Annotated in this window: 17 protein-coding genes; 7 read left to right on the top strand and 10 right to left on the bottom strand. The window is 71.3% G+C overall.

Translation table 11 applies throughout. The features are described from left to right. Positions 1 to 137: 137 nt before the first annotated feature. Positions 138 to 500, top strand: a complete 363-nt coding sequence (locus tag WME96_RS41315; protein ID WP_437287030.1) for a hypothetical protein — start codon at positions 138 to 140, stop codon at positions 498 to 500. Positions 501 to 605: 105 nt separating this feature from the next. Continuing rightward, positions 606 to 956 carry a hypothetical protein gene (locus WME96_RS41310; RefSeq protein WP_437287029.1) on the top strand — a complete coding sequence of 117 codons (351 nt, stop codon included), beginning with the start codon at positions 606 to 608 and terminating at the stop codon, positions 954 to 956. 203 nt (positions 957 to 1,159) lie between these two features. Here WME96_RS41310 and WME96_RS41305 read toward each other — a convergent pair whose 3' ends face one another. Continuing rightward, a complete protein-coding gene (locus WME96_RS41305; RefSeq protein ID WP_437287028.1) occupies positions 1,160 to 2,584 on the bottom strand; it encodes a sensor histidine kinase in 1,425 nt (474 codons plus the stop codon). Between the two features lie 139 nt (positions 2,585 to 2,723). Between WME96_RS41305 and WME96_RS41300 the strand changes: the two genes are divergently transcribed. The 4 genes from WME96_RS41300 to WME96_RS41285 all read left to right on the top strand — a co-directional run bounded on the left by WME96_RS41300 (position 2,724) and on the right by WME96_RS41285 (position 7,745). Further along, entirely contained in the window at positions 2,724 to 4,910 is a 2,187-nt protein-coding gene (locus WME96_RS41300) for a MopE-related protein (protein WP_437287027.1), read from the top strand. A 48-nt stretch (positions 4,911 to 4,958) separates the two neighbouring features. Further along, entirely contained in the window at positions 4,959 to 5,891 is a 933-nt protein-coding gene (locus WME96_RS41295; protein WP_437287026.1) for an ABC transporter permease, read from the top strand. Then, a complete protein-coding gene (locus WME96_RS41290) occupies positions 5,888 to 6,541 on the top strand; it encodes a hypothetical protein (RefSeq protein ID WP_437287025.1) in 654 nt (217 codons plus the stop codon). The genes WME96_RS41295 and WME96_RS41290 overlap by 4 nt, the downstream gene beginning before the upstream one ends. Positions 6,542 to 6,854: 313 nt before the next feature. Beyond that, positions 6,855 to 7,745, top strand: a complete 891-nt coding sequence (locus WME96_RS41285; RefSeq protein WP_437287024.1) for a zinc metalloprotease HtpX — start codon at positions 6,855 to 6,857, stop codon at positions 7,743 to 7,745. An 88-nt stretch (positions 7,746 to 7,833) separates the two neighbouring features. Here WME96_RS41285 and WME96_RS41280 read toward each other — a convergent pair whose 3' ends face one another. The 7 genes from WME96_RS41280 to WME96_RS41250 are packed head-to-tail and all read right to left on the bottom strand — an operon-like array spanning position 7,834 to position 16,499. Continuing rightward, entirely contained in the window at positions 7,834 to 8,880 is a 1,047-nt protein-coding gene (locus WME96_RS41280) for a hypothetical protein (protein WP_437287023.1), read from the bottom strand. A 58-nt stretch (positions 8,881 to 8,938) separates the two neighbouring features. Further along, positions 8,939 to 11,095, bottom strand: a complete 2,157-nt coding sequence (locus WME96_RS41275; protein ID WP_437287022.1) for a type VI secretion system Vgr family protein — start codon at positions 11,093 to 11,095, stop codon at positions 8,939 to 8,941. Between the two features lie 28 nt (positions 11,096 to 11,123). Then, positions 11,124 to 11,741 carry a hypothetical protein gene (locus tag WME96_RS41270; protein ID WP_437287021.1) on the bottom strand — a complete coding sequence of 206 codons (618 nt, stop codon included), beginning with the start codon at positions 11,739 to 11,741 and terminating at the stop codon, positions 11,124 to 11,126. Positions 11,742 to 11,755: 14 nt separating this feature from the next. Then, positions 11,756 to 12,931 carry a hypothetical protein gene (locus tag WME96_RS41265; RefSeq protein ID WP_437287020.1) on the bottom strand — a complete coding sequence of 392 codons (1,176 nt, stop codon included), beginning with the start codon at positions 12,929 to 12,931 and terminating at the stop codon, positions 11,756 to 11,758. After that, positions 12,928 to 14,148, bottom strand: a complete 1,221-nt coding sequence (locus WME96_RS41260) for a DUF2169 family type VI secretion system accessory protein (protein WP_437287019.1) — start codon at positions 14,146 to 14,148, stop codon at positions 12,928 to 12,930. The genes WME96_RS41265 and WME96_RS41260 overlap by 4 nt, the downstream gene beginning before the upstream one ends. Continuing rightward, positions 14,145 to 15,428: a hypothetical protein gene (locus tag WME96_RS41255; protein ID WP_437287018.1), complete on the bottom strand. Its 1,284-nt coding sequence runs from the start codon at positions 15,426 to 15,428 to the stop codon at positions 14,145 to 14,147. The genes WME96_RS41260 and WME96_RS41255 overlap by 4 nt, the downstream gene beginning before the upstream one ends. A gap of 3 nt (positions 15,429 to 15,431) precedes the next feature. Next, complete coding sequence (locus tag WME96_RS41250) at positions 15,432 to 16,499, bottom strand: DUF2169 domain-containing protein (protein WP_437287017.1); 1,068 nt, start codon at positions 16,497 to 16,499, stop codon at positions 15,432 to 15,434. 234 nt (positions 16,500 to 16,733) lie between these two features. Here WME96_RS41250 and WME96_RS41245 point away from each other — a divergent pair, with 234 nt between their 5' ends. Then, positions 16,734 to 17,219, top strand: coding sequence for a hypothetical protein (locus WME96_RS41245; RefSeq protein ID WP_437287016.1), 486 nt, complete (start codon positions 16,734 to 16,736; stop codon positions 17,217 to 17,219). 453 nt (positions 17,220 to 17,672) lie between these two features. On the opposite strand, the gene WME96_RS41240 is transcribed toward WME96_RS41245, so the two are convergent. Together WME96_RS41240 and glyS are read right to left on the bottom strand one after the other, a co-directional pair. Beyond that, the gene (locus tag WME96_RS41240; RefSeq protein ID WP_437287015.1) at positions 17,673 to 18,398 is read right to left on the bottom strand and encodes a hypothetical protein; all 726 of its coding nucleotides are present in this window, start codon (positions 18,396 to 18,398) and stop codon (positions 17,673 to 17,675) included. 694 nt (positions 18,399 to 19,092) lie between these two features. Next, positions 19,093 to 21,192, bottom strand: a complete 2,100-nt coding sequence (gene glyS / locus WME96_RS41235; RefSeq protein WP_437287014.1) for a glycine--tRNA ligase subunit beta — start codon at positions 21,190 to 21,192, stop codon at positions 19,093 to 19,095. Between the last annotated feature and the right edge of the window lie 99 nt (positions 21,193 to 21,291).

Genomic DNA, 21,291 nt, shown 5'->3' with positions numbered 1-21,291 from the left:
CATTGCTGAGCTGCCCGGCGAGGAGCACGAATGTGAACCATGACATGAAGCGTGACGTGAAGCGTGACGTGAAGCGTGACGTGAAAGTGAGCAACACGGTGACTTCGCTCGTGCGAAGACGGCCCACGTCTCTCTCCGTGACGAGGTCCGTGCTCACGGCGGCTGCGCTCGGGCTCGGCGCCTCGCTGCTCACGGGGTGCCTCGCGACGGTCGGGACGGAGGGCTATGTCGTGTCCGGCTATCCGGCGGTGCGCGCGCAGGCCGTTCCGGTGGAGATCGCGGCCTATCCGCGCGTCTATTTCCGCGGGACCTACGCGTACCTGGTCGACGGCCAGTGGTATTACCCGACGAACCGGGGCTGGGTGATCTTCGAGGAGGAGCCGGTGGAGCTCAGGCGCTACCGGCAGACATACCAGGCGTCGCCGCGGTACGTGCCGGAGCGCGAGCTGAGCTATCCGCGCGAGCGGGGGCGCCGTTTCTACACGCCGCATGGACGGTGAGGCAGCAGCGAAAGGACGGGTTCGAGGATGAATCAGGAGAAGAGCGTCTTTCCCCTCTGCGGTCTCGCTTTATCGGGCTTCCTGGCTGCGGGCTGCATCGTCGACGTGCGCGACGAGTTCCGCCCCCGGCCAGCCGTCGGGAGCCTCACCGTCGAGTGGACGGTGAACCGCCGGAGCGACCCGCGGGCCTGCGACCGTTACGGCGGCCGCCGGGGCGCCGATTTCGAGCTGATCGTCTACCGGGGCAGCCGCGAGGTGGCGCGGGAGTACGCGAGCTGCGAGGACTTCCGCATCACGGTGGATCTCCCGCCCGACGAGTACAGGGCCATTGCCACGCTCGTGGAGCGTGGCGACGAGCGCCCTGTCACCACGACGCTGCCGCTCGAGGACCTCCGCATCGTGCGGGGCGCTCAGCTCAACATCGACGTCGACTTCCCGTCGACATCGTTCCTTTGAATGACGATCCGCTCGTCTCTGATGCCGCGAAGACGGTAGGCCCCCGGAGAGGGTGTTCGTCGCGCGGGGTGGGGGATGGGCCGATGTCTGAGCCTGAGACATGAGTCATCCGGCAAGGCCGGATGGCTCATGTCTCAGGCGAGTTCGGCGGGGCCCCCACCCCGCGCGACGAACACCCTCTCCGGGGGCCGGTCAGCTCGGCGCTACCCCGATCGAGGAATGGTGAGCCGCACCCGCGTCTCGCCCCGCGGCCCGTCCTCGATGGTGAGCCCGTAGTTCGTGTGGGCCGCGATCGCGTGCGCCGCGATGAGCGGCACCGCCGGAGGCCGCCCCTGCGCGACCGCCTCGAAGTCGCGGCTCAGCACCACGCTCCGCGCCGCGGCAGGGAGCGCCGGGCCCGCGTCGTCGAAGGTGATCTCGACCCCGCTCGGGTTGTCGACGAGCGTGACCACCACCTCGCTGCCCGGCGGCGACGCGCTGATGGCGTGGTCGAGCAGCGCGTGCAGCAGCACCGTCAGCGCGCCCTGCGGCACCACCTCCTGCGTCGCCTCCGGCGACTCGAGCACCACGCGCACGTCGTGGCGGGCGGCGCGCGCGACGTCGTCCTTCACGACGTCGCGCAGCAGGTCGGCCACGTCGCAGTGGCGCGGGAACTCGTGGAGCGGGCACGCGCCCAACCTCGCGAGATCACTCACGGTTTCCGACGCCGCGGTCACGTGGCGCCCGACCGACGAGGCCGTCTCGCCCACGTCGCCGCCGTGGCTCCGGAGCGGCGCGATGTCGCGGCCGATCGCCGACAGGATGCCGCGGAGCTGCGTCCCGAGCACGCGCGCCGCGGCGACGAGCACGGCGAGGCTGTCGCCGCTCGGCGGCAGGTGCGACACCGGATCGCTGCCGAGCCGCGACACGACGCCCGCCAGCGACCCGCGCTCGCGCTCGCCCTCGACCCGCGAGAACACCGCGGCGAGCTCGCGCGCGTAGGCCTCGCCCTGCGCCTGCGCCGCGGCCAGCTCCTTCTTGAGGCTCTCGACCTCGAGGCGCTGCTGGTCGACCTCCGCGGGCAGCGTCAGCGTCTGCATCAGGCCGTCGAGCTCGAGCCGGCCGCCATAGCGGAGCGCCATCCGCGACAGCCACACCCGCTCCGTCTCGAAGTTCACGGGCGTCTCCGGGCCGAGGTTGACGCGGACGCTCACCTCCTCGCCGACGCGGCGGATGCTCACCTCGGGCGCGCCGGCCTGGCTGGTCGGATCGCCGCCCTGGGCGATGAGCACCTGGAGCATCCGCCGGAGCTCGGTCTCGTCGCCGAACACGGTGGTGCCCTCGCCCATCTCGATCTGCACGCGCGCCTCGGGCGCGACCTCCCAGAGCAGCGCCGTGAGGTCGACGCGGCCGCGCCGCCCGCGCGCCATGGGCCGGCCGTGGAGCGACGCGAGCATGCTCACCGCCTCGTCGAGCCGGTTGAGCGTGCTCTCGACGCCGCCCGCGCCGTCGTCCTGCGACGGCAGCGGCGGCGGCGTGGCCTCGGTCGCGATCATCCCCACGCCTTGGCGGAGCTTCTGGGCGGCGCTGCGCGCCTCCTGCGCCAGCAGCCACGTCAGCTCGGGTCGGGTCAATCTGTCGCTGGTCACCCTGTTGTCCCTCTGTCCGCCGCGCTCCGCGGATTCGCGCGCCATGATGCCAGACGTGGCGGTGCCCTGCTACGCTCATTGCCGCTCACCTCGCTCGATGCCGATCCCCTCGACCTCCTCTGCCTCTTCTTCCTCCTCGATGCGTATCGCGCTTCTCGGCGCCGTCTGGTGCGCGGCCGCGACGGCGGCCCTGACGGGCGCTGCCTGCAGCTCGAGCGCCCCGAGCCCCTTCCCGTCGACCGGCGGAGCGGGCGGGGCCGGAGGCGAGGGCGGCGCCGGCGGTGAAGGGGGCGAGCTGGCTCCCGCGGACCCGACGCTCGGCGGCCCGTGCGTCGACGACGATCAGTGCGAGGACGGATTTCCCTGCACCTTCGACGCGTGCGACACCGCCGCAGGGCGGTGCCGCTTCACGCCGGACGACAGCGCGTGTCAGAACGACGTCTACTGCGACGGGGTCGAGCGCTGCAACCCGCAGCTCGGCTGCGTGCGCGGCGAGCCGATCGGGTGCAGCGACGGGAGCTCGTGCACGATCGACGCGTGTGACGAGCGGACGAGGACGTGCTCGAGCGCGCCGCGCGACGCCGATCTCGACGGCGATCCCGACGCGCACTGCGGCGGGGGCGACTGCGACGACGCCGATCCGGCGACGTCCTCGTCGCAGCCCGAGGTCTGCGGGAACGAGCGCGACGACGACTGCGACGGCGATACGGACGAGGACGGCTGCGTGTCCCCGGAGCACGACACCTGCGCCGACGCGCTCGAGATCTCCGTGCCGGGCACGTACGCGATGAATACGGCGGGCGCGGGCTTCCACTACGCCAGCGCGTGCGGCTTGCCCCGCCCGGCGAGCACGCGCGACGTCGTGGCCGCGGTGCTCTTGCCGCCGGGGCCGCCGGTCGACGTGCAGGTGACGGCGCGGACCGAGGGCACGGACGTCGCGGTGACGCTCGCGGGCCAGTGCGGCGACGCCGCCACGGAGCTCGCGTGCGGCCGCCCGTTCGCGACGGCGGAGGGCGGCAAGCTCGCGAAGCTCCGCGCCCGCGGCCTCGGCGACCCGGAGCGGACGACGGCGCTGCCGGTCTACGTGACGACCGCGGAGGGCGCGCCGGTGCTCGTCGACGTCGCGTTCCTCCCGCCCTCGCCGGCGCCCGAGAACGAGACGTGCGGCACGGCGGCGCCGCTCGCGCCGGGCGAGCCGGTGCTGGCGACGATCCTCGACGCCGCCCGGGACCTCGGGGGCGCGTGCGAGACCGAGCTCGGGGAGCTCGTCTACGCGTTCGAGCTCACCGAGCCCCGGGACGTCGACCTCTACGCGGTCTCGACCGACGGCGACGGCGCGCCCTCGCTCTCGCTGCGGACCGCCGCGTGCGCGCTGCCGGAGGACGAGCTCACCTGCCAGACCGCCGTGGCGCCGCACCTCTTCCGGCGCGCGCTGCCCGCGGGGAGCTACGCGGTCGCGGTCTCCGCGACGGCGCCGACGTCGGCGCTCGTGACGCTGGAGCTCTCGCCGCCGACCGAGCCGCCGCCCGACGAGGGCTGCGCGTCGGAGGCGGCGCTCGAGCCGAACCGGACGGCCGTCGTGTCGCTTGTCGGCCACCAGGACGACGTGGATCTCGGCTGCGGCCCGGCCGCGGTCGACGCCGTGTACGCGCTCGATCTGCCGGTCGCGTCCGACGTGCTCCTCGTCGAGGAGCTGTCGTCCGGCGACGCCGGCGCGATCGCCCTGTCCGCGCCGGCGTGCGGCGGCCCGGGCGACCGGCTCGCGTGCGGCGAGGGCGACGTCTCCCCGCTCCGCAGCGCGCGGCGCGGGCTCGCGGCGGGCTCGTACCGCGTCGTGGCGGAGTCGCAGCTCGGCCAGCCGGTGAGCGTGACGGCGTTCGTGCGGCCCGCGGCGCCGCCCACGCTGGTCCCGTTCTCCGACGCGTGCGAGGGCGCCCTGGAGATCCCCGAGTCCGGCGGCTTCTTCCAGGGCAACACGACCAACGCCGCCGCCGACTTCGACGCGGGCTGCGACAGCGCCGGCATCGAGGATCGCGGCGCGCGGGACCAGCTCCTGAAGCTCACGCTCACCGCGCGCCGGCGCGTCGTGCTCGACATGGCCGGGTCGAGCTACGAGACGCTGCTCTCGGTCCGCCGCGGCCCGACCTGCCCCGGCACCGAAATGCCGCTTTCCTGCACGATCGGTGTGGGCCCCCAGCGGAGCTTCCTCGATCTCGCGCTCGATCCGGGCGTCTATTACCTCCAGATCGACGGGCACGCGATGGCGCACGGCCTGTGGTTCCTCGACGTGCGGGTCGTGGCGCCCGGCGACGCGGCCGACCCGTGACCCCCGGCCCTTTGCAAGCTCCCCCTGTCCCTTGCTAACGTCGCCCTGATGTTCGGCCGGATCTCCGCGATCGCGCTCAACACCTACCGGGAGTCGCTCCGGGCGCGCATCCTGATCGGCCTCGCGGGGGTCGCGTTCGCGGTCGCCTTCTACGCGATCATCGTCGGCGCCTACACGCTCCGCAACGCGCCGCGCGTCGTCAGCGATCTCGGCGTCGCGTCGCTGTCGGTGTTCAGCATCGCGGTCGCGGTCATCATCGGCGCGACGTCGCTCTACCGGGAGCTCGAGCAGAAGACGATCTTCCCGATCCTCGCCCGCCCGGTGCGGCGGGGCGAGTACCTCGTCGGCAAGTACCTCGGCACGCTGCTCACGCTCGCGGTGTTCATCCTGGCGGACGCGGGGCTCGTGCTGCAGATCAGCGCCGTGCTGGCCGGCCGTCCTGCGGCGCTCGTGGCGGGCGCCGGGGCCGCCTCGCTCGCGGTGCTCGGCGTCGCGGCGTGGCGCTCCCCCGCGGCGCGCACGTACGGGTTCATCCCGTGGTCGGTGGTCTTCCTCGCGCTCGGCGTGCTCTTCTCGGCCGCCGCCCCCACGGAGCGGCGCGTCGTGCTCGCCGGCAGCGCGCTCGTGTTCCTCGAGGTGGGCATCGTCGCGGCGATCGCCACGCTGTTCTCGTCGTTCTCGACGCCGTTCCTGTCGTCGCTGCTCACGCTGGGCCTCTTCCTTGTCGGGCGCAACGCCGACTCGCTCGCGCGGCTGCCGGTGAAGTACTTCGGCCCCCAGATCAGCGCCGCGGGGCGCGCGCTGTCCCGGGTCGTGCCGAACCTGCAGATCTACGTGCCGCCCCGCCCGCTGCTCGCGGGCGAGGTCGCCGACGCGAACCTCCTCGTGTACCTCGGCTGGGCGGCGGTCACGTGCGCCGGCTGGGCGCTCGGCCTCCTCGCTGTCGCGACGTTCGTCTTCAAGAAGCGCGACTTTCTGTGAAGCTCTCGGTCGTGCTCGGCGTCCTGCGCGGCCTCGCGCTCGTCGGTTTCCTCCTCGGCGCGGCGTCCGTGCGCGTGGTGGTCGCGGGCGAGCGGGAGATCGCCGAGAGCACGGAGGCCCTGCGCGCCGGCGATCCGCACGCCGCGGCGCTCCATGCCCGGCGCGCGGCGGGCTGGTATGCGCCCGGCGCCCCGCACGTCCGGGTGGCCTACGAGCGGCTGATCGCGCTCGCGACGGCGGCGGAGGGCCTCGGCCAGGCCGACCTCGCGCTCTTCGCCTGGCGCGGGGTGCGCACGGCCGCGCTGGAGACGCGGTGGCTCACGACGCCGCACGCCGAGGACCTGGAGCAGGCCAACGCCGCGATCGCCCGGCTCTCGGCGGCGGCGCCTCGCCCGCCGGGGACCCGGACCGAGCCTGCTGCCGCGGTGGCGCGGGAGCACCTCGAGGCGCTCGCGCGCGACGACGCGCCGCGGGTCGGCTGGGTGGCGGCGCTCGTCGCGGCGTTCGTGGCGTGGGTGGCCGGGGCGATCTGGGTGGTGCGGCGCGCGGTCACGGTGACGGGCCAGTGGGTCTGGCCGCGGGCCGCCCCGGGGCTCGCGATCTGCGCGGCCGGCGTCGCGGTGTGGCTGCTGGCGATCTGGCAGGCCTGACGCCGGGCGAGGCGGGCGGAGCCGGCGGGTCGGGGCGAAACGGGGCGACGGGGCAAAATGGGGCGGAGCGAGGCGGGCCGTCAGGGCCGCCACGCCGGGAATCCGCCGGATGGGACGACTGCTGATCGTGGCACGCGGCATTGCAATGCTGCGGAGCGCGACACATCGATCTCCGGGAGCGGCGTTTGCGGCGCCCTGTTCCGCGGTTTCCGCCGGTTCCACGGGTTCGTGGGAGCGGCGCGCGCGGCGTTCCGCTTCGTGGAGCGGTGTTTGCAGCGCTCCATTTCAGGGTTCCGAGGAGGTAACGAAGTTCATGAAGAATCAGATCAAGACGATCCTGTTGCTCGGCGTGATGTCGGCAATCCTGGTGTCCATCGGTGGGGCGCTCGGGCCGGGGTACCTCGTCTTGTTCGGCGTGCTCGCGCTCGCGATGAATCTGGGCGCCTATTTCATGTCGGATCGCATCGTGCTCGCGATGCACCGGGCCGCCGAGGTCTCGCCGGACGAGGCGCCGGGCCTGCACCGGATGGTGGAGGAGCTCTCGCGTCGCGCGGAGATCCCGAAGCCGCGCGTCTACGTCATTCCGGACGCGCAGCCGAACGCCTTTGCCACCGGGCGCAACCCGGAGCACGGCGTGGTCGCGGTGACCGAGGGCATCCTGCAGCTCCTGAGCGAGCGCGAGCTGCGCGGCGTGCTGGCGCACGAGATCGCGCACATCAAGAACCGCGACATCCTGGTGTCGACCATCGCCGCGGCGTTCGCCTCGGGCATCACGTCGATCGCCCACGCGGTGAGCTTCGCGGGGCTGTTCGGCGGTGGGCAGTCCGACGAGGAGGAGGGCGGGGGGCTGCTCGGGGGCCTGGCCCTCGCGATCGTCGCCCCGATCGCGGCCACGCTCGTGCAGCTCGGCATCTCGCGCTCGCGCGAGTACCTGGCGGACGAGGTGGGGGCGAGGCTGTGCGGCGATCCGGAGGCGCTCGCCAGCGCGCTCTCCCGGCTGGAGCGCGGGGTCGAGCTCGTGCCCTCCGAGGCCGCGCGCCCGGCGACGGCGAGCCTGTTCATCGTGAGCCCGCTCGCCGGGGCGAGCTCCCTGCTGAAGTGGTTCTCGACGCACCCGACGACCGAGGAGCGCGTGAGCCGGCTCCTGTCGATGGCCGCGAGCGGCAGCGGCGCGGCCAACGGCTGGGCGAGGTCGATGGCGTGACGGCGGGCGCGTCGAGGTCGAGAGGGCAGGGCGCGGAGGAGCGCGGCGATACCGGCGGCGTGAAGGCAGGGCGGAGGAGCGGGGGAGCTCAGGAGGCCACACCGAGCAGCCGGTCCCGGTGGAGCGCATAGGCTCGCCGCCACGCCTCCCCCGCCGTGGCCTCCGCCGCGATCCGCGCTCGCCAGTGCTCATCCGCCTGCGCTCGCGTCGCCTCGGTGAGCCCGTAACGCGCGAGGATCTCGGGCGTTTTGCCAGGAGTGAGCGCGATCTCGGCGCACATCGACGCGTGTTGCTCCAGCGACAGCACCGCAGCGCTGGTCGTGCTGGCTGGCCAGGACGTGATCGCCCGTGGCGCCCCGCGGAGGTCCCCGGAGAACGCCGATCCGGCGGTGGCCGGCGCAGCACGCGCCGCGCCGCTCTCCGAGGCGGGCCTCGATGGAGCCGGCGGTGGCCCGGGGCGCGTGTCGGCCGGGGGCACGCTTGCAGGCGCTGCGTTGAAGGGCAGCGGATTGCGCTGGCCGACCACCGAGGCCACGGCGGTCGAGAGGTCGGCGGTGTCGCCCCCGGGCGGGAACGCCGGTCGCGCCAGGGGTGTCTCCGCTCGCGCGCTGTCTGCGAAGGACGCGGCGCGGGCGATGACCTCGCCCGGTCCTGGGAGCGCGCGGGGGGCGAACGGGAGCGCCGATGCGCGCGACGCTGTCGGCGATGCCTCGACCGTCTCCCGCAGGCTCGTGAAGTGCCGCATTCCCGCCGGGACCACTGCCAGCGCCGGGACCGCTTGTGGCGAGGCCATGGGAGCCGTCGCTGTGGGCAAAGGGCCGAGCGACGCGAGCGTGGGCTGCTCGCGCTTGAGGCGCGCCTCGGCGGCGGCGAATGCCTGACAGAAGCGGTTCGAGAGCGCCTCGCCGCCATCGGCGCTCTCCTCGGCGAGCGCATCGGTCCACCCACACACCGCCGCATCCCAGTCCGCGTCCGCGATCTGCAGGCGGGCGAGGACCTCCGCCCTGGCCGACCGCGGGAAGCGGCGCAGGTGTGCGGAGATCTCGCCGTATCGCTCGATCGTCAGACGGCCATGCGTCGACTCGGACAGATCGGCCGGCGTCGTTCCGGGCGGCTGCGATGCATCCCTCGCCATCTTCCTGGTTCCTCCGGCGCGCGCCGTCCCGCTGCGCGTGCCCGTTCCGCTCGACCCGTCAGCTATTGAGGTTCACGACCGCGCCCTTGATGGTCACGGTCCCGTCCCCGGTGACGTTGACCGTGCCGCCGGAGACGTTGATCGTTCCGCCCTTGATCGAGATCGAGCTGCCCCCGTTGATCAGGACCGTCGCTGCGCCGTTGACCTCGACGAGCGCGGCGCCGGCTCGGAGCTTCGGACCTCCCTTGATGTCGATCCAGGGTGCGTCCACGTTGATGTTCCCTTCCCCGGTGATCTCGACGACCGGCGCGCCCAGCGACAGATGGGATCCGGCCGTGATGGTGCTGTTGTCGCCTGCGCCGAGCGACATGTTGCCTCCGGCCGATCCCGTGAACACCGTGCCGGCCGAGAGCGTCATCTCGGCGCCTGAGCGGACGGCGACCGTGGTCCCGGCGCTCTGCGAGATCGCTCCCGCGCTCGTCGACTGCGAGCCGGCGACCTGCGTGCTCTGGTCGCCGCCGACCTGGGTCGCGTCATCGACGCCGACGGTCCTGCTCGCGTTGCGCGTGACCTCCGTCGTGAGATCGCGCGCCGCGCGCAGGTGGATCTCCTCCTCGCCCTGGGCGTCCTCGAACGACAGCAGGTTGTAGTTGCCGTTGAACGGGCTCGTGAAGCTCTTGATCGCGCTGTAGGTAGGCCGCTTCGTCGCGTTTTCCGGCGAGAGGTTGACCCCGTTGTAGACGCGCCCGGTGACCAGCGGCCGATCGGGGTCGCCGTCGAGGAAGTCGACGACCACCTCGTCGCCCACGCGCGGATGCCAGATGGCGCCGTGCCCGCGGCCGCCGGCGAACATCTGGCTCACGCGCACCCAGCACGAGGTCGCCTCGCTCTCATGACGGCCGACGTCGATGTCCCAGTGGAAGCGCACACGCACGCAGCCGATGGCCGAGGGCCCGCCGACGTTGATCTCGGCCCCCTGATCGGACGGCTCCGCGGTGACGATCGCGGTCTGGCTGCCGTGGATCCGCGGCCGCGGCGTGGTGCGGGCCGGGACGAAGTGTGATGGCGTTTCTTCACCGCTCCGGCCGCACCGGATGGCCTCGAAGCGGCATCTGTAGGGCTCCTGCCCGGCGGGAGCCGCGAAGTAGCCCGGCTCGTGCGCCAGGTGCTCGATCGTGGTGACGAGGTAGGACCCGTTCCACTTCGATGTGGGGTGCTCGAGCGTGAACAGCGTCGCTGCACCGAGCAGCCGGCACGCCCCGCTCGCCGCTGCCCACGCTCGGTCGGCGTCGAGGCGCTGGGTTCGCTGCTCCGCGAGGCGCTCTCCTGTCTCCTTCGACTCCTCGTAGCGGCCGGGGTGCTCGTACACCGCGGCGTCCGTGGCGCCGGCCGGCGCGGACGCGAGCAGATCGAGCTTCGGTTTGCGCCAGTTGTAGTCGTTGAGCACGACCGACGTCGGCCGGACGCGGCTCCCCATCCGGACGTCGCCCACCTCCCGCCCGAGGATGCCGGGGCCGAGCGGCCGTGCTGGATCGAGGCGCGAGCGGCCGCCGTCGTTGTCGGTGAGCACGAGCACACACTCACCCTTCGTGTGCTCGAAATGGTACGAGATGCCCTCCTCTTCCAGGAGGCGAGACACGAAGTCGAAGTCGCTCTCCTGGTACTGCACGCAGTACGGTCGTGCCGTCACGTCGGCGATCCTGCCCATGTCGATGACGCGCCACGCGAAGGTCGCCTTCGCCGGCCTGAACGCGCTCTCGTCGCCGTCGTCCTCGGCTGGCTGGTCGGAGGAGGCGACGAGCCCGGCGCCCCACGAGGTGCGGGTGAGCACCTGCTCGACGATCTGTTGGATCGTCTTCTCGAGATAAATGATGCTCTTTTTCAGCATCGTCGCGCGCCAGAACGGCGGCGCGAGCGTGACGCGGTAGCGGGTGCCCAGCTGGACCTCCCCCAGCTCCTCGGCGGCCGAGATCTGCCCGTGGATGAGCCGGAAAGGGGGGTTGTCCTTCGTCGCGATCCGCAGCGAGGCGGGCTTTCCCACGAGGTCCGTCACATCGACGTCCGGCGTGTGGCGCGGGCGCACGAGATCGATCTCGAACGCATACAGCCCGCTGATCGACTCGCGACCGCGGAACTCCAGCACCTGGAGGTGGTGCCACGGACCGTCGTCGGAGCGGTTCGCCCCTTCCCATGCGAAGGTGAAGTCGCTGGCCATGCTGGTCGTTCTCCCTGCGGTTACGGCATCAGTTCAGGTGGATGTTCTCGCCTTGCACGACCACGTCGTCGGTCGCGTTCACCCGCACCTCGCCTTGCCGGGCGACGAGATCGATGCTCCTGGCGCTGATGCGCAGGGCGCCTTTCAGCTCGAGGTCGACCTCTTCGGTCATGAGGCGGATCACGGGCCCGGTCTCGGAGGCGAACACCTCGACGAGCGGCTCGCCGTCGGCGGTGGTGACGCGCAGCGCCTCGTCGTTGTGGAGCGCGAGGCGCGCGGCCTCGGCGCGCGAGGGCTCGGGCCGCAGGGCGAAGCCGTCGACGACGCCGGTCACGACGGGCTCGGGCCAGTTCGACGGCAGCGCGACGAGCACGCGGTCGTGCGGGCGCACGGCGAGGCCGTGGAGCGACGGCAGCCAGCGCTCCTGCGGGCCGCGCGGCGTCGCCCAGCGGACGAGGAGGCGGCCGATCAACGTCGGGTGCCGCGCGTCGACGCACTCGCCGACGATCACCTCGCCGGGGCGCAGGCCCGCGAGCGGCTCGGGCGGCGCCTCGTCGGGGCGCGCGGGGGCGGCGTCGACGAGCTCGTCGACGGGGGAGCGCTCTTCGCAGAGCACGGCGGATCCGGGGTCGGAGATGCGCTGCATGGTCACACTGCCTCTCAGGCCGCTCCCGGGCGTGGGGCGCCGTGGGGGTGGGCCGATGATGTGTCCAGGGGCTCCGCGCTCAGTACTCTTCCCGTGCTCTTGGCCAGATACAGCCGGTACAGCAGCTTGGGTACCACGGCGCGAAAGGGCGACTCTAGCACAGGAATTTTATACCCACCAACAAGAAGGGAACGATAGTACTTGTCAGAGTCGCTGATCGCCATCCTCTCCATCACGTTCGCCGGAACGTACCGTTCCACGACGCCCTCCACGGCTTCCACACGTCGTGTGAAGACGTCGCGACGGAGCCGGAGGCAGATGAGAGCGGCGAGGAGCATAGGTGCGCCCAACAGTAAGCGGGAAGAGCCATCGCTGAGGACGATCGGCGCCGTGACCCCGAGCCCGAGCGAGCTGATGAACATGAAGGGAACCACAGCCGAGGCGAGTCGCCGCCGCACCTGGCGCGGGGACATGATGCCTCGACGGTTGTATCCGAGATCCTCCGCCTTGAATGCGAGCGCTTGCGCGAGGGCGCGGAACAGCTCGGCGCGATCACCGATGTGCGGCGCAGCGGGGAACGGCTGCGCAAGCGCGGCGCCGAGGCCCGGGCCAGAGTCATTGTAGAGCCCGACTTCCTTGGGATTGGCGAGCGAGACGGACCAGACGCCTCCCGGGACGACCGTTGATTCGGCGGCGACGACGACCCGGGAGCGCGGGAGGACGTAGATGCGGTAGGGCCCAGGAGGGAGCGGCGCCCACCTGGCATGGACGGCGGACGATCCGTCCATCGGCTCGAGGACGTAGTTGTCAACGAAGAAGCGCGTACTCCAGACCACGCGCCCGGCATATGCCACCACATTGGCGTCGGTGATATCGCTGCGGAGTGCGGCGCAGCGCTGCGCCCCGCGCACGAGGATCCATACCAGCCCGAGACTGCACGCCAGGAGAAATCCCCCACCGATCAGCGCGGCCTTCATGTCCGGGGCTCCGTGCCCCGACTCCGACGCCATGGCCATGATAGCCACGACGAGAGTCGTGAGGGTGAGGAGCAAGCCGAGCCACACCGCTCCCGTGTTGAACCGCACCGGCGCCGCGTTCGCGAGCACAGCTCGCTGTGCTGAGGAGAGGTGCCCCGTCCGGTTCCGCGTGAGGTCCTCGGCGAGCGAAGGCGTGGCGGCTCCGTGGCTCACGTTCGCTCCTGCCGACCGCTCGTCGAGCTCGTTCGATCGCGCAGCGTGGGCGGAGCCTCGTAGTGGATGGGTCGATCGCCGTCGACCGTCACCGCGATAGGGATGTACTTGTGGATGCCCGGCACGAACGTGCGCGGTAGACCCACCGTGGCGCCGTAGACGAGAGAGACGCGCTCCACAGCAGGCTCGACAAGGATCGTGTGGGTGCGAGGCACGACGGGCACGCGGCGACCCTCGAGCGTGAACTCGATCGACGGCGCACGGGGCAATGTGAACTCGATCGAGGGTCGCTCGGCGTGCATGCCCTCGATGTGAACCACCTCGTCGCCGCGCACCGAGTCGAGCACGAAGCCCGGCGGAGCCTCCTGAAAGAAGCGCGGCGACAGCCCCGGCGCGCGCGCCGCGCGGTACCCTGCCGGGAGCACGCCTAGCCGCACCTCGGGCAACTGCTCGTCATCCGGCGCAGGAAACCACGGTTCAACCGAGGATCCGAACCCAAGGTGACGCGGAAACGCGAGCGGAGGCACGAAGTCGAAACACGCAGGAAGCGGCTGCCGGTACCAGAGCGCTGGATCCCTGGTGACGAGCCGTTCGGCCGTGAGCCGGTCACGTGGATCCTCGAGGTTCGGCAGCTCGGCGCCGTGGAGCGGGGCGAGCTCAACGAGGTAGCCTTTGCCCAGCGGGTTCCGCGGGTAGGTGCCAGGGTGGTCGATACCCGTCGACGCCATCGCCAGCTGTGTCAACGACACCTCCCCCTGGAGCTCAACGCGCGGGTCGGTGCCGCCGTAAGCGAGCTCCCAGATCACGGGCATGACGGTGAACGGCTCCGGATCATCGACGACCGGCCTGCCTCCCGCGGTCCATCTGATCTCTCGCCGGCCGAAGATCGCGATGCGCTTCGACGCCGCTCCGATGGAGGCTTCGACGAGCATTTGCGTTGTCGGCCGGCCACCGGGCGCGTACGCGGCGCCACGGACAACGAAGTCGGTCGCCGCCTTGCCCGGCCAGAAATCGACTCCAGCAGGGAGTCGCGGAGCGAGCGTCTCGTCACGAGGATCGTTGAGAAGAGGCAGCGGCGGTGCAAGCTCGCAGCTCCTCCCCGCGGTCGTGAACGTCTTTTTAACCAGCACGTACGCTGTCGGGCGCACACCCTCCCAGGGGCCGAGCTCGAGGACGGCGTCATAGGTATCGCGTACGGGGGTACGTTCGGCGGTCACAGCGGAGGACCCCAGGTGTTGGACCCGGCGGTGTCAGCAGCACCAGACGGGCCAGCACTGCTGCCATTCTTCTCCGGAAGCGGCGTGGATCCACCAGGATACTTGCGAGTCTTCACTGTGACTCTGTTGTCCCTGTTCTCGACGACCGTGACGGTCGTGCTGCCATCGGGATTGGCCATCGTCGTCGTTCGTTGGTCGCCGCTCTGGCCCTTTACCAACCTTTCGGTCTTACTCGACCACCCCTGGCCATCGGGGGTTCCGGGATTGTAGTCAATCTGCTTCGACTCTGATCCGAATGGCGTCGCCTCTTCTTTCTTGAGCGTCCACTTCGTACGCTGCTCTTCGGAGGCGCCGGGGTGGTGCTCGCCCGCGGCAGCTCCCTTGATGCTGAGGCCAGGAGCCGCCCCCCCGGCGCTGAGCTGGCCCTTGAACCCCTCCTTGGTCGCGTCGCCGCCAGCGTCCCAGGTATACTCGCCAGAAGCACCGATGCTCGCGGCGTGACTCTTGTACTTGTCCTCGACCTTCTTCTCAATGCTGATGGAGATCTTCTGAGGATTGTTGATGGTATCCGTGGACAGCGCAGAGGCGACGATTTTGATCTCGATTCCATCAGGAATCTTCACCTTCGTGTCCACGCGGATCGGATAGCCTGGATCAATCGCGTGCTGGACGGCGCTCGCGACCCCGCTCGCGGCGGCCCCAGCGAAGCCCTTGGCGAGCTCCTGCCAAGGACTTAGCTTCACGTCAGGCAACCTGAAGAAGTAATAATCAATGGCCATCGTGGCGAGCGTCAAGAGGAGCCCGCCGAGCAGGTCGACTCCGGACATGCCTACATGCACGTTCACGCACATGTTGGTGAACGTGAGCGTCGTGGGCCAAGAGACCGGATCGCCGCACGCGAGCAGCGGGAGCGGCGGCCACAGGCCCGTGCACGCCGTCGTCTTGCCGTTCATCCGGACGGAGAAGCAGGTCATGGTCACGGCGCGCTTCGACTTGAAGAGCTGGAGCGGGAAGAGGGAGTTCAGCGGCGGAATCGTGATCTGCGGGATGACAGGTCCGCAGTCGTGCAGATCGAGCATCACGTTCTTGCCGTTGACGAAGACGGTGGTCGTCTTCTGGACCTTCCCCGCGCTCTCGCCCGGCGGCCACGCGTGCGGGATCGGGATCTCGATCGCCGCGTTGATCGTCGGCGGCGGCGCGGGCGGGATCGCCAGGAACAGGTGGCTCGAGGAGCCCGCGCTGAAATCGTTCGACCGGGTGACGGGGACCGGGACGCGCATCGCTCATCCTCCTCGGCCGGGCGGCTCGTACCAGCCGCCCCGCTCGACGCGCAGGCGCATCGAGCGCTCCGCGCTGGGGTATTCGTAGGTGAAGGCGTGTCGGAACACGAGGTAGAAGCGCCTCTCCTCGGGGAGCAGGACGAGCGCGTGGGGCTGCAGCTCGCGCGTTCCGGTGCGGAGCCCGGAGATGTAATCGACGAAGACCCGCACCGCTGGGAGGGCGAAGGTGAGCGGCTCCGGCCCCGGCGTCAGGCCCGTCAGGGTCACCTGGCTCCTCGCCGCTGGCAGCGCGATGACCCATTGCGGATGCGCCCGGTGATAGGCCCCGTCGCCGAACTCGGGCAGCGCCGGCCCGGCTGCGGGAGGCGGTGGCGTCACGGTGCGCGCCGCCTGGATGCCGGAGTCCACCGGCACTGCGCCCCAGTACACGGGATCGGGCGCGTCCTCCGGAAGGCTGATCCTGGCCACGGGATCCTCGATGTTGGGCAGCCGCCGGACCTCGTCGTACCGCGGGTAGCCCGGCGGCGGCTTCAGCATCTCCGCGAGCGACGCCACGGCCGGCGCGGGATCGAAGCCGCGGCCGCCGCGGTTGCGGGCGTCCGTGGCCTCGACGAACGCCTCGCGGTCGACCTCGACCTCCACGCTTCCCCCGAAGGCGCGCTCGTGGGTCAGGGGCATCCGCGTGAAGGGCACCGGCGCGCCGATCCGCGGGCGGTCGCCGCCCTCCCAGACGCGATCGCCGGAGATGAGCAGCTCGCGCCGCTCGCCGCCGACCGTGAGCGACACGGTCATCCGCTCGACCGGCCTGCCATGGGGCGCGTGCGCCGCGCCGAGCAGGACGACCTCGAAGGCGTCGTCGCGCCTCGGCAGGTCGTCGCGCGGCACGATGCCGAGATCCGTCGCGCGATCTTCGTCGAGGAGCGGCCAGGGATCCTGCGTATCGAGCTCCGTCCCCCTCGGCCCGATACGGAACGTCGCCTTCGCCACCACCATGCCGATGCGGTGGGTCGCGCCGAAGAGGCGCGCCGTCATCAGCTTGGCAGGGACGGCCGTGGCGTTGACCAGGTGCATGACAGGACCGGCGAGCAAACCGGAACGCGACGCACGGTGTCAAGCGGTCCGCGAGCGGGATTTCTGCTGTCGCCGCCACGGGGCGAGGTGCAGCTTCGTCGCTCGACGTGCGGCGGGAATACCGTCGCCCGAGCCACGTCTCACGGGCCGAGCACGCGGTCCCGTGGGGGGCTCGGCTCGCTGGCCGCGACCCCGGTCTCGTACCGCATCGCGTTATCTCGAGAGGCAGGATCCATGAACAAGCTCGTTCGCATCACCTCGGCGCTCGCCGCGCTCGTCGCCCTCGGCGCCACCGCTGCCCCGGCTGCGGCTGCGGCCAAGGAGACCCCGGCGGCAGCCGCGAAGGCGCCGCATCACGGCCGTGGCAAGGACCGGCCCCAGTTCCCGCAGGACGCCGCCAGCTTCAGCAAGCGGGTCGACGCGAAGATCGCGAAGCAGCGCGCGAAGGTGGAAGCGAAGATGCAGAAGGGTGGCGTCCCCGACGCGCGCCGCGCCGAGATCCGGAAGGCGCTCGACGACGCCCAGGCCAAGGTGCGCGCGGCGGTCGACAGGGCCGCCAAGGACGGCGTGATCACCCAGGAGGAGGCGAAGCAGGTCCGCAAGCTCGCGCGCGAGGCGCGCAAGGCGATCGCGGAGCAGCTCGGGCTCGGGAAGAAGCACGAGAAGAAGGCGAAGCGCGAGAAGGTGAAGGGGCGTCGGATCGTGGTTCCGGTCACCTAGACGACAAACGGGTTGAAACCGCTCGAAAGAGCAGAAATTCGAACCGCCAAGCCGCCAAGGACACCAAGATCTTGTTCTCTGGTCTGCTGGCGCGCGAGAAATGCGGCCGCGGCGCCGCGGTGACGCCCGCGAAGGGAGGACCACTGGGAGGCCGAGGCGACAAGGGCGCCAGACCGGGGGGCCACCGGGGGTTCGAGGCGACAAGGGCACCAGACCGGGGGGCCACCGGGGGTCCGAGGCGAGAAGGGCAGCCGCGAAGCGGTTCATCGCGACCGCGAAGCGGTTCATCGCGGCCGCGAAGCGGTTCATCGCGGCCGCGAAGCGGTTCATCGCGACCGCGAAGCGGTTCATCGCGACCGCGAAGCGGTTCGGGGCATCACCGCCGGCTTGACCCTCTGCGTCGCTTCGCGCACGCCGGGCATGCGGCGCCGGCGCCGGCTTCCTGGCCGCTCCTCAGTGCAGCTTGTTCTTGGCCTCGGCGAGCTCCTCGTTGATCCGGTTCACGAACGCGTCGAGGGTCATCGGGCCCTTGCCCGCCTTGGCCGCGGCTTGAACGGCGTCCGTCGTGATCGCGGCGAGGCGTTCGACGTAAGCGAGCTCGGCTTCGAGCTTCTCGTAGTCGCCGCCGGCGAAGTACCCGCTGTCGTCCTTGACCTCGAGATCGGGCGCATAGCGCTCCTTCACGTAACGCAGGATGGTGCACACGGCGACGTGCACCTTGGGACCGGCGAACTGCGTCTTGGTCCAGTTGTAGCGGCTCCCCTGCTTGAAGAACTCGACTCCTGGCGCCTCCGGCAGGGCGGGGACGGCGATGCGCGGCCCGCCGCTGCCTGGCGCGTTTTGTGAGCTCCGGGCCAGATTGCGGGTGAGCGCCGCGGACTCGGCCAGCGCTTGACGCATCATGTCCGCCATCTCCGTGTTGCTGAGGAGGGCATGATAGTAGTGGTTGATGAAGGTGCCTTCCTCATCGAAATGGAAGTGCAGCGGCTCGCATTCGCGATGGGGGTAGAGCGTGATCCCCTCGAGACCGGAGCAGGTGACGCGCTTCTCCGCGACGAGCTCTTTCATGGTCTTGCTGAGCCAGCCGGCGGACTCGGCCTTCGCAGCGAGATCGCCGACGAGCTCCGGGACGAGGGCCGGGTCACGGAGCTTGCCGCTGTACGCGATGGAGATGCCCATGGTGCCTCCTGGTCAATCCCCTTTACTCCACCGGGGCTGTCGCGGCCAGCGCGCTCCCGCGCGCGACCTCGCACAGCGGTGACCCTCGCGGGCCGGCGATCGCGACGCCCGTCCCGCTTACGTGCTGTAACGCTTGTTCATCACGCCTCTCCGGAGAGAACCGCCAGGAGGCCGCCGGCCCCGACCTCCACGAAAGCTTGTTTCCTCGGCTGATCGAGGCGTCCGCCCGCCGAATCCTCGGCAGGCCACAGGGCACCTCACGGGTCGGCTGGCGCGGTGTCCAAGGCGACCAGCGCCTCGAACGTGGTCATTGCCGGAGCGTTGCCGAAATTGTCACCGATTGCGTCACGTCCGTAGACACGAGTACGTGACCGACGGAATTCCGCGGCCCGATTCCAGCCTCTCCGAGACCCGCTCTCTCCCGTGGTCCGCCCCCGATCCCACATTCACGGTAGGCCCCCGGAGAGGGTGTTCTCCGCGCGGGGTGGGGGAGGGGCCGATGTCTGAGCCTTCGACATGAGTCATCCGGCTTGCCGGATGATTCATGTCGAAGGCGAGTTCGGCGGGGCCCCCACCCCGCGCGGAGAACACCCTCTCCGGGGGCCGGGCGCCTCGGCAAGGCCCCCCACCGCGAGAACCCCGGCAACGCGATACCAGCGCGCCCGCCCCCCGGGCCGGCGTCGCGCCCGTCCCGTCAGGACGCCGCGCGCGGCGCCTCGCCGAGGAGCTCGAGCCTCGCCAGGCTCGCGCAGGTCTCGGAGATCGCGCGCATCAGCCGCAGGCGGTTGTCCCGCACGGCCGCGTCGTCCGTCATCACGAACACGTCGATGAAGTACTGGTGGAGAAGCGGCGCGAAATCCGCCACCGCCCTGAACGCAGCGTCGTACGCGCCGCTCTTCACGTCCGACGCGATCTGCTCTCGCAGCTTGAGGTACCCCGCGAAGAGCGCTGTCTCGCTCGCGTGCACCTCCTGCCCGAACGGCGCGACCGGCTCGCCCGGAGGCGCCTTGTCCGCGATGTTCGTCGCCCGCTTGAACACCTCGCCGACCCGCGCGCGCACGTCGGGGCTGAGCGCGTCGATCGCGCGCACGCGCGCCCGGAGGTCGAGCGGGCGGTCCGCGGCCACGCGCAGGCACGCGAGGACCGCGTCCTGCGGGAGCCGGTCCGACAAGAGGCCCCGCAGCCTCTCGGCGAAGAACTCGCCGAGGCGCGCCGTGAGCTCCTCGCGCGAGGCGCTGAGCTCCACGCCCGCGTAGCCGTCGTACGCGGCGCTGAACGCGGCGCCGAGGCGCAGATCGAGCTCGCGATCCAGCAGCGTGCGCAGCACGCCGAGGCAGGCGCGGCGCAGGCCGTACGGGTCGGCGGTGCTCGTGGGGATGAGCCCGATCGAGAAGCAGCCGACGAGCGTGTCCAGGCGGTCGGCGATCGCGACCAGCGCGCCAGCGTGCGTCGGCGCGGTCGCGTCCGCGGCGCCCCTGGGCAGGTAGTGATCGCGGATCACGTCGGCGACGTCGGGGCTGACCCCCTGGGCCAGCGCGTAGGCGCGGCCCATCTCCCCCTGGAGCTCGGGGAACTCGCCCACCATCAGCGCGACGAGATCGCTCTTCGCGAGGTGCGCCCCCGACGCGGCCGCCATCAGCGTCGGCTCGGGCAGCATCAGGAGCAGGCCGAGCTCGCGGGCGAGCCGCTCGACGCGCTCGGCCTTGGCGAGCACGCTGCCGAGCCGCTTCTGGAACACGATGCCGCCGAGCTTCTCGCGGCGGTTCGCGAGCGGGATCTTGACGTCCTCCCGGTAGAAGAACTGCGCGTCCGACAGGCGCGCGCGCATCGTCTTGTCGTTGCCGCGCTGGATCGTCTCGGGCGCCTCCGCGGTGTTCACGACCGCCAGGTACCTCGGGAGCAGCGCGCCCGTCTTCGCGTCGCGCACGCCGAAGTAGCGCTGGTGCCCGCGCGCGACCTCGAGGATCACCCGCTCCGGCAGCTCGAGGAACCGCTCCTCGAAGCTGCCGACGATGACGTGCGGCTCCTCCACGAGGGAGAGGTTCTCGCCGATCAGGAAGTCGTCCTCGATCAGCGCCCCGCCGGCGTCGCGGGCCGCGGCGAGCAGGCGCTCGCGCATGAGGCGCGCGCGCTCCTCGGTGTCGACGATCACGTGCGCCGCGCGCATCGCCTCGACGTAGTCCTTCGCCGCGCCGATCGCGATCTCGCCCGGCGCGAGGAAGCGGTGGCCGCGGCTCGCGCGGCCGCTGCGCACGCCGGCGATCTCGACGGGGATGACGTCGCCGCCGGAGAGCGCGACCAGCCACTGGATGGGGCGGCCGAAGGCGAACTCGCCCGTCCCCCAGCGCATCGACTTCCGGAAGGGGATGGCCGCGACGAGCGCCGCGAGGACCTCCGGCAGGAGCTCGGTCGCGGGCTTGCCGGCCTCGCGCCGGGTGCCGGCGAGGTACTCGCCCTTGGGCCCCTCGACGCGGCGCAGATCGGACACGGCGCAGCCGAGCTTCTGCGCGAACGCCTCGGCCGCCTTCGTGGGCGCGCCGTCCTTGAAGGCCGCCTTGACGGGCGGGCCGGTGACCTCCTCCTCGAGGTCCGGCTGGCGCGCCGCGACCGCGGAGACGAGCAGCGCGAGCCGCCGCGGGGTGCCGAGCGCGCGCATCGCGCCGTGGCGGAGCCTGAGCTCCGCGAGGCGCTTCGTGGCGAGTTCCGGGAGCGCGCGGAGCGCGGCCTCGACAAACGACGAGGGGAGCTCCTCGACGCCGATTTCGAGCAGGAGATCGCTCGCTTCGTTGGACATGGGACCGCGGACGCTACCCCAGAACCGCCCGTCCGGCGAGGCGGTCGATCGATCCACGCTGGGCCACGCTGGGCTACCTCGAGCTGCGGCTCGCCGCGC

This window comes from Sorangium sp. So ce406 (genome assembly GCF_051474675.1).
GTDB classification, from domain to species: Bacteria; Myxococcota_A; Polyangia; order Polyangiales; family Polyangiaceae; genus Sorangium; species Sorangium cellulosum_G.
This window is presented reverse-complemented; position numbering and strand designations above follow the sequence as displayed.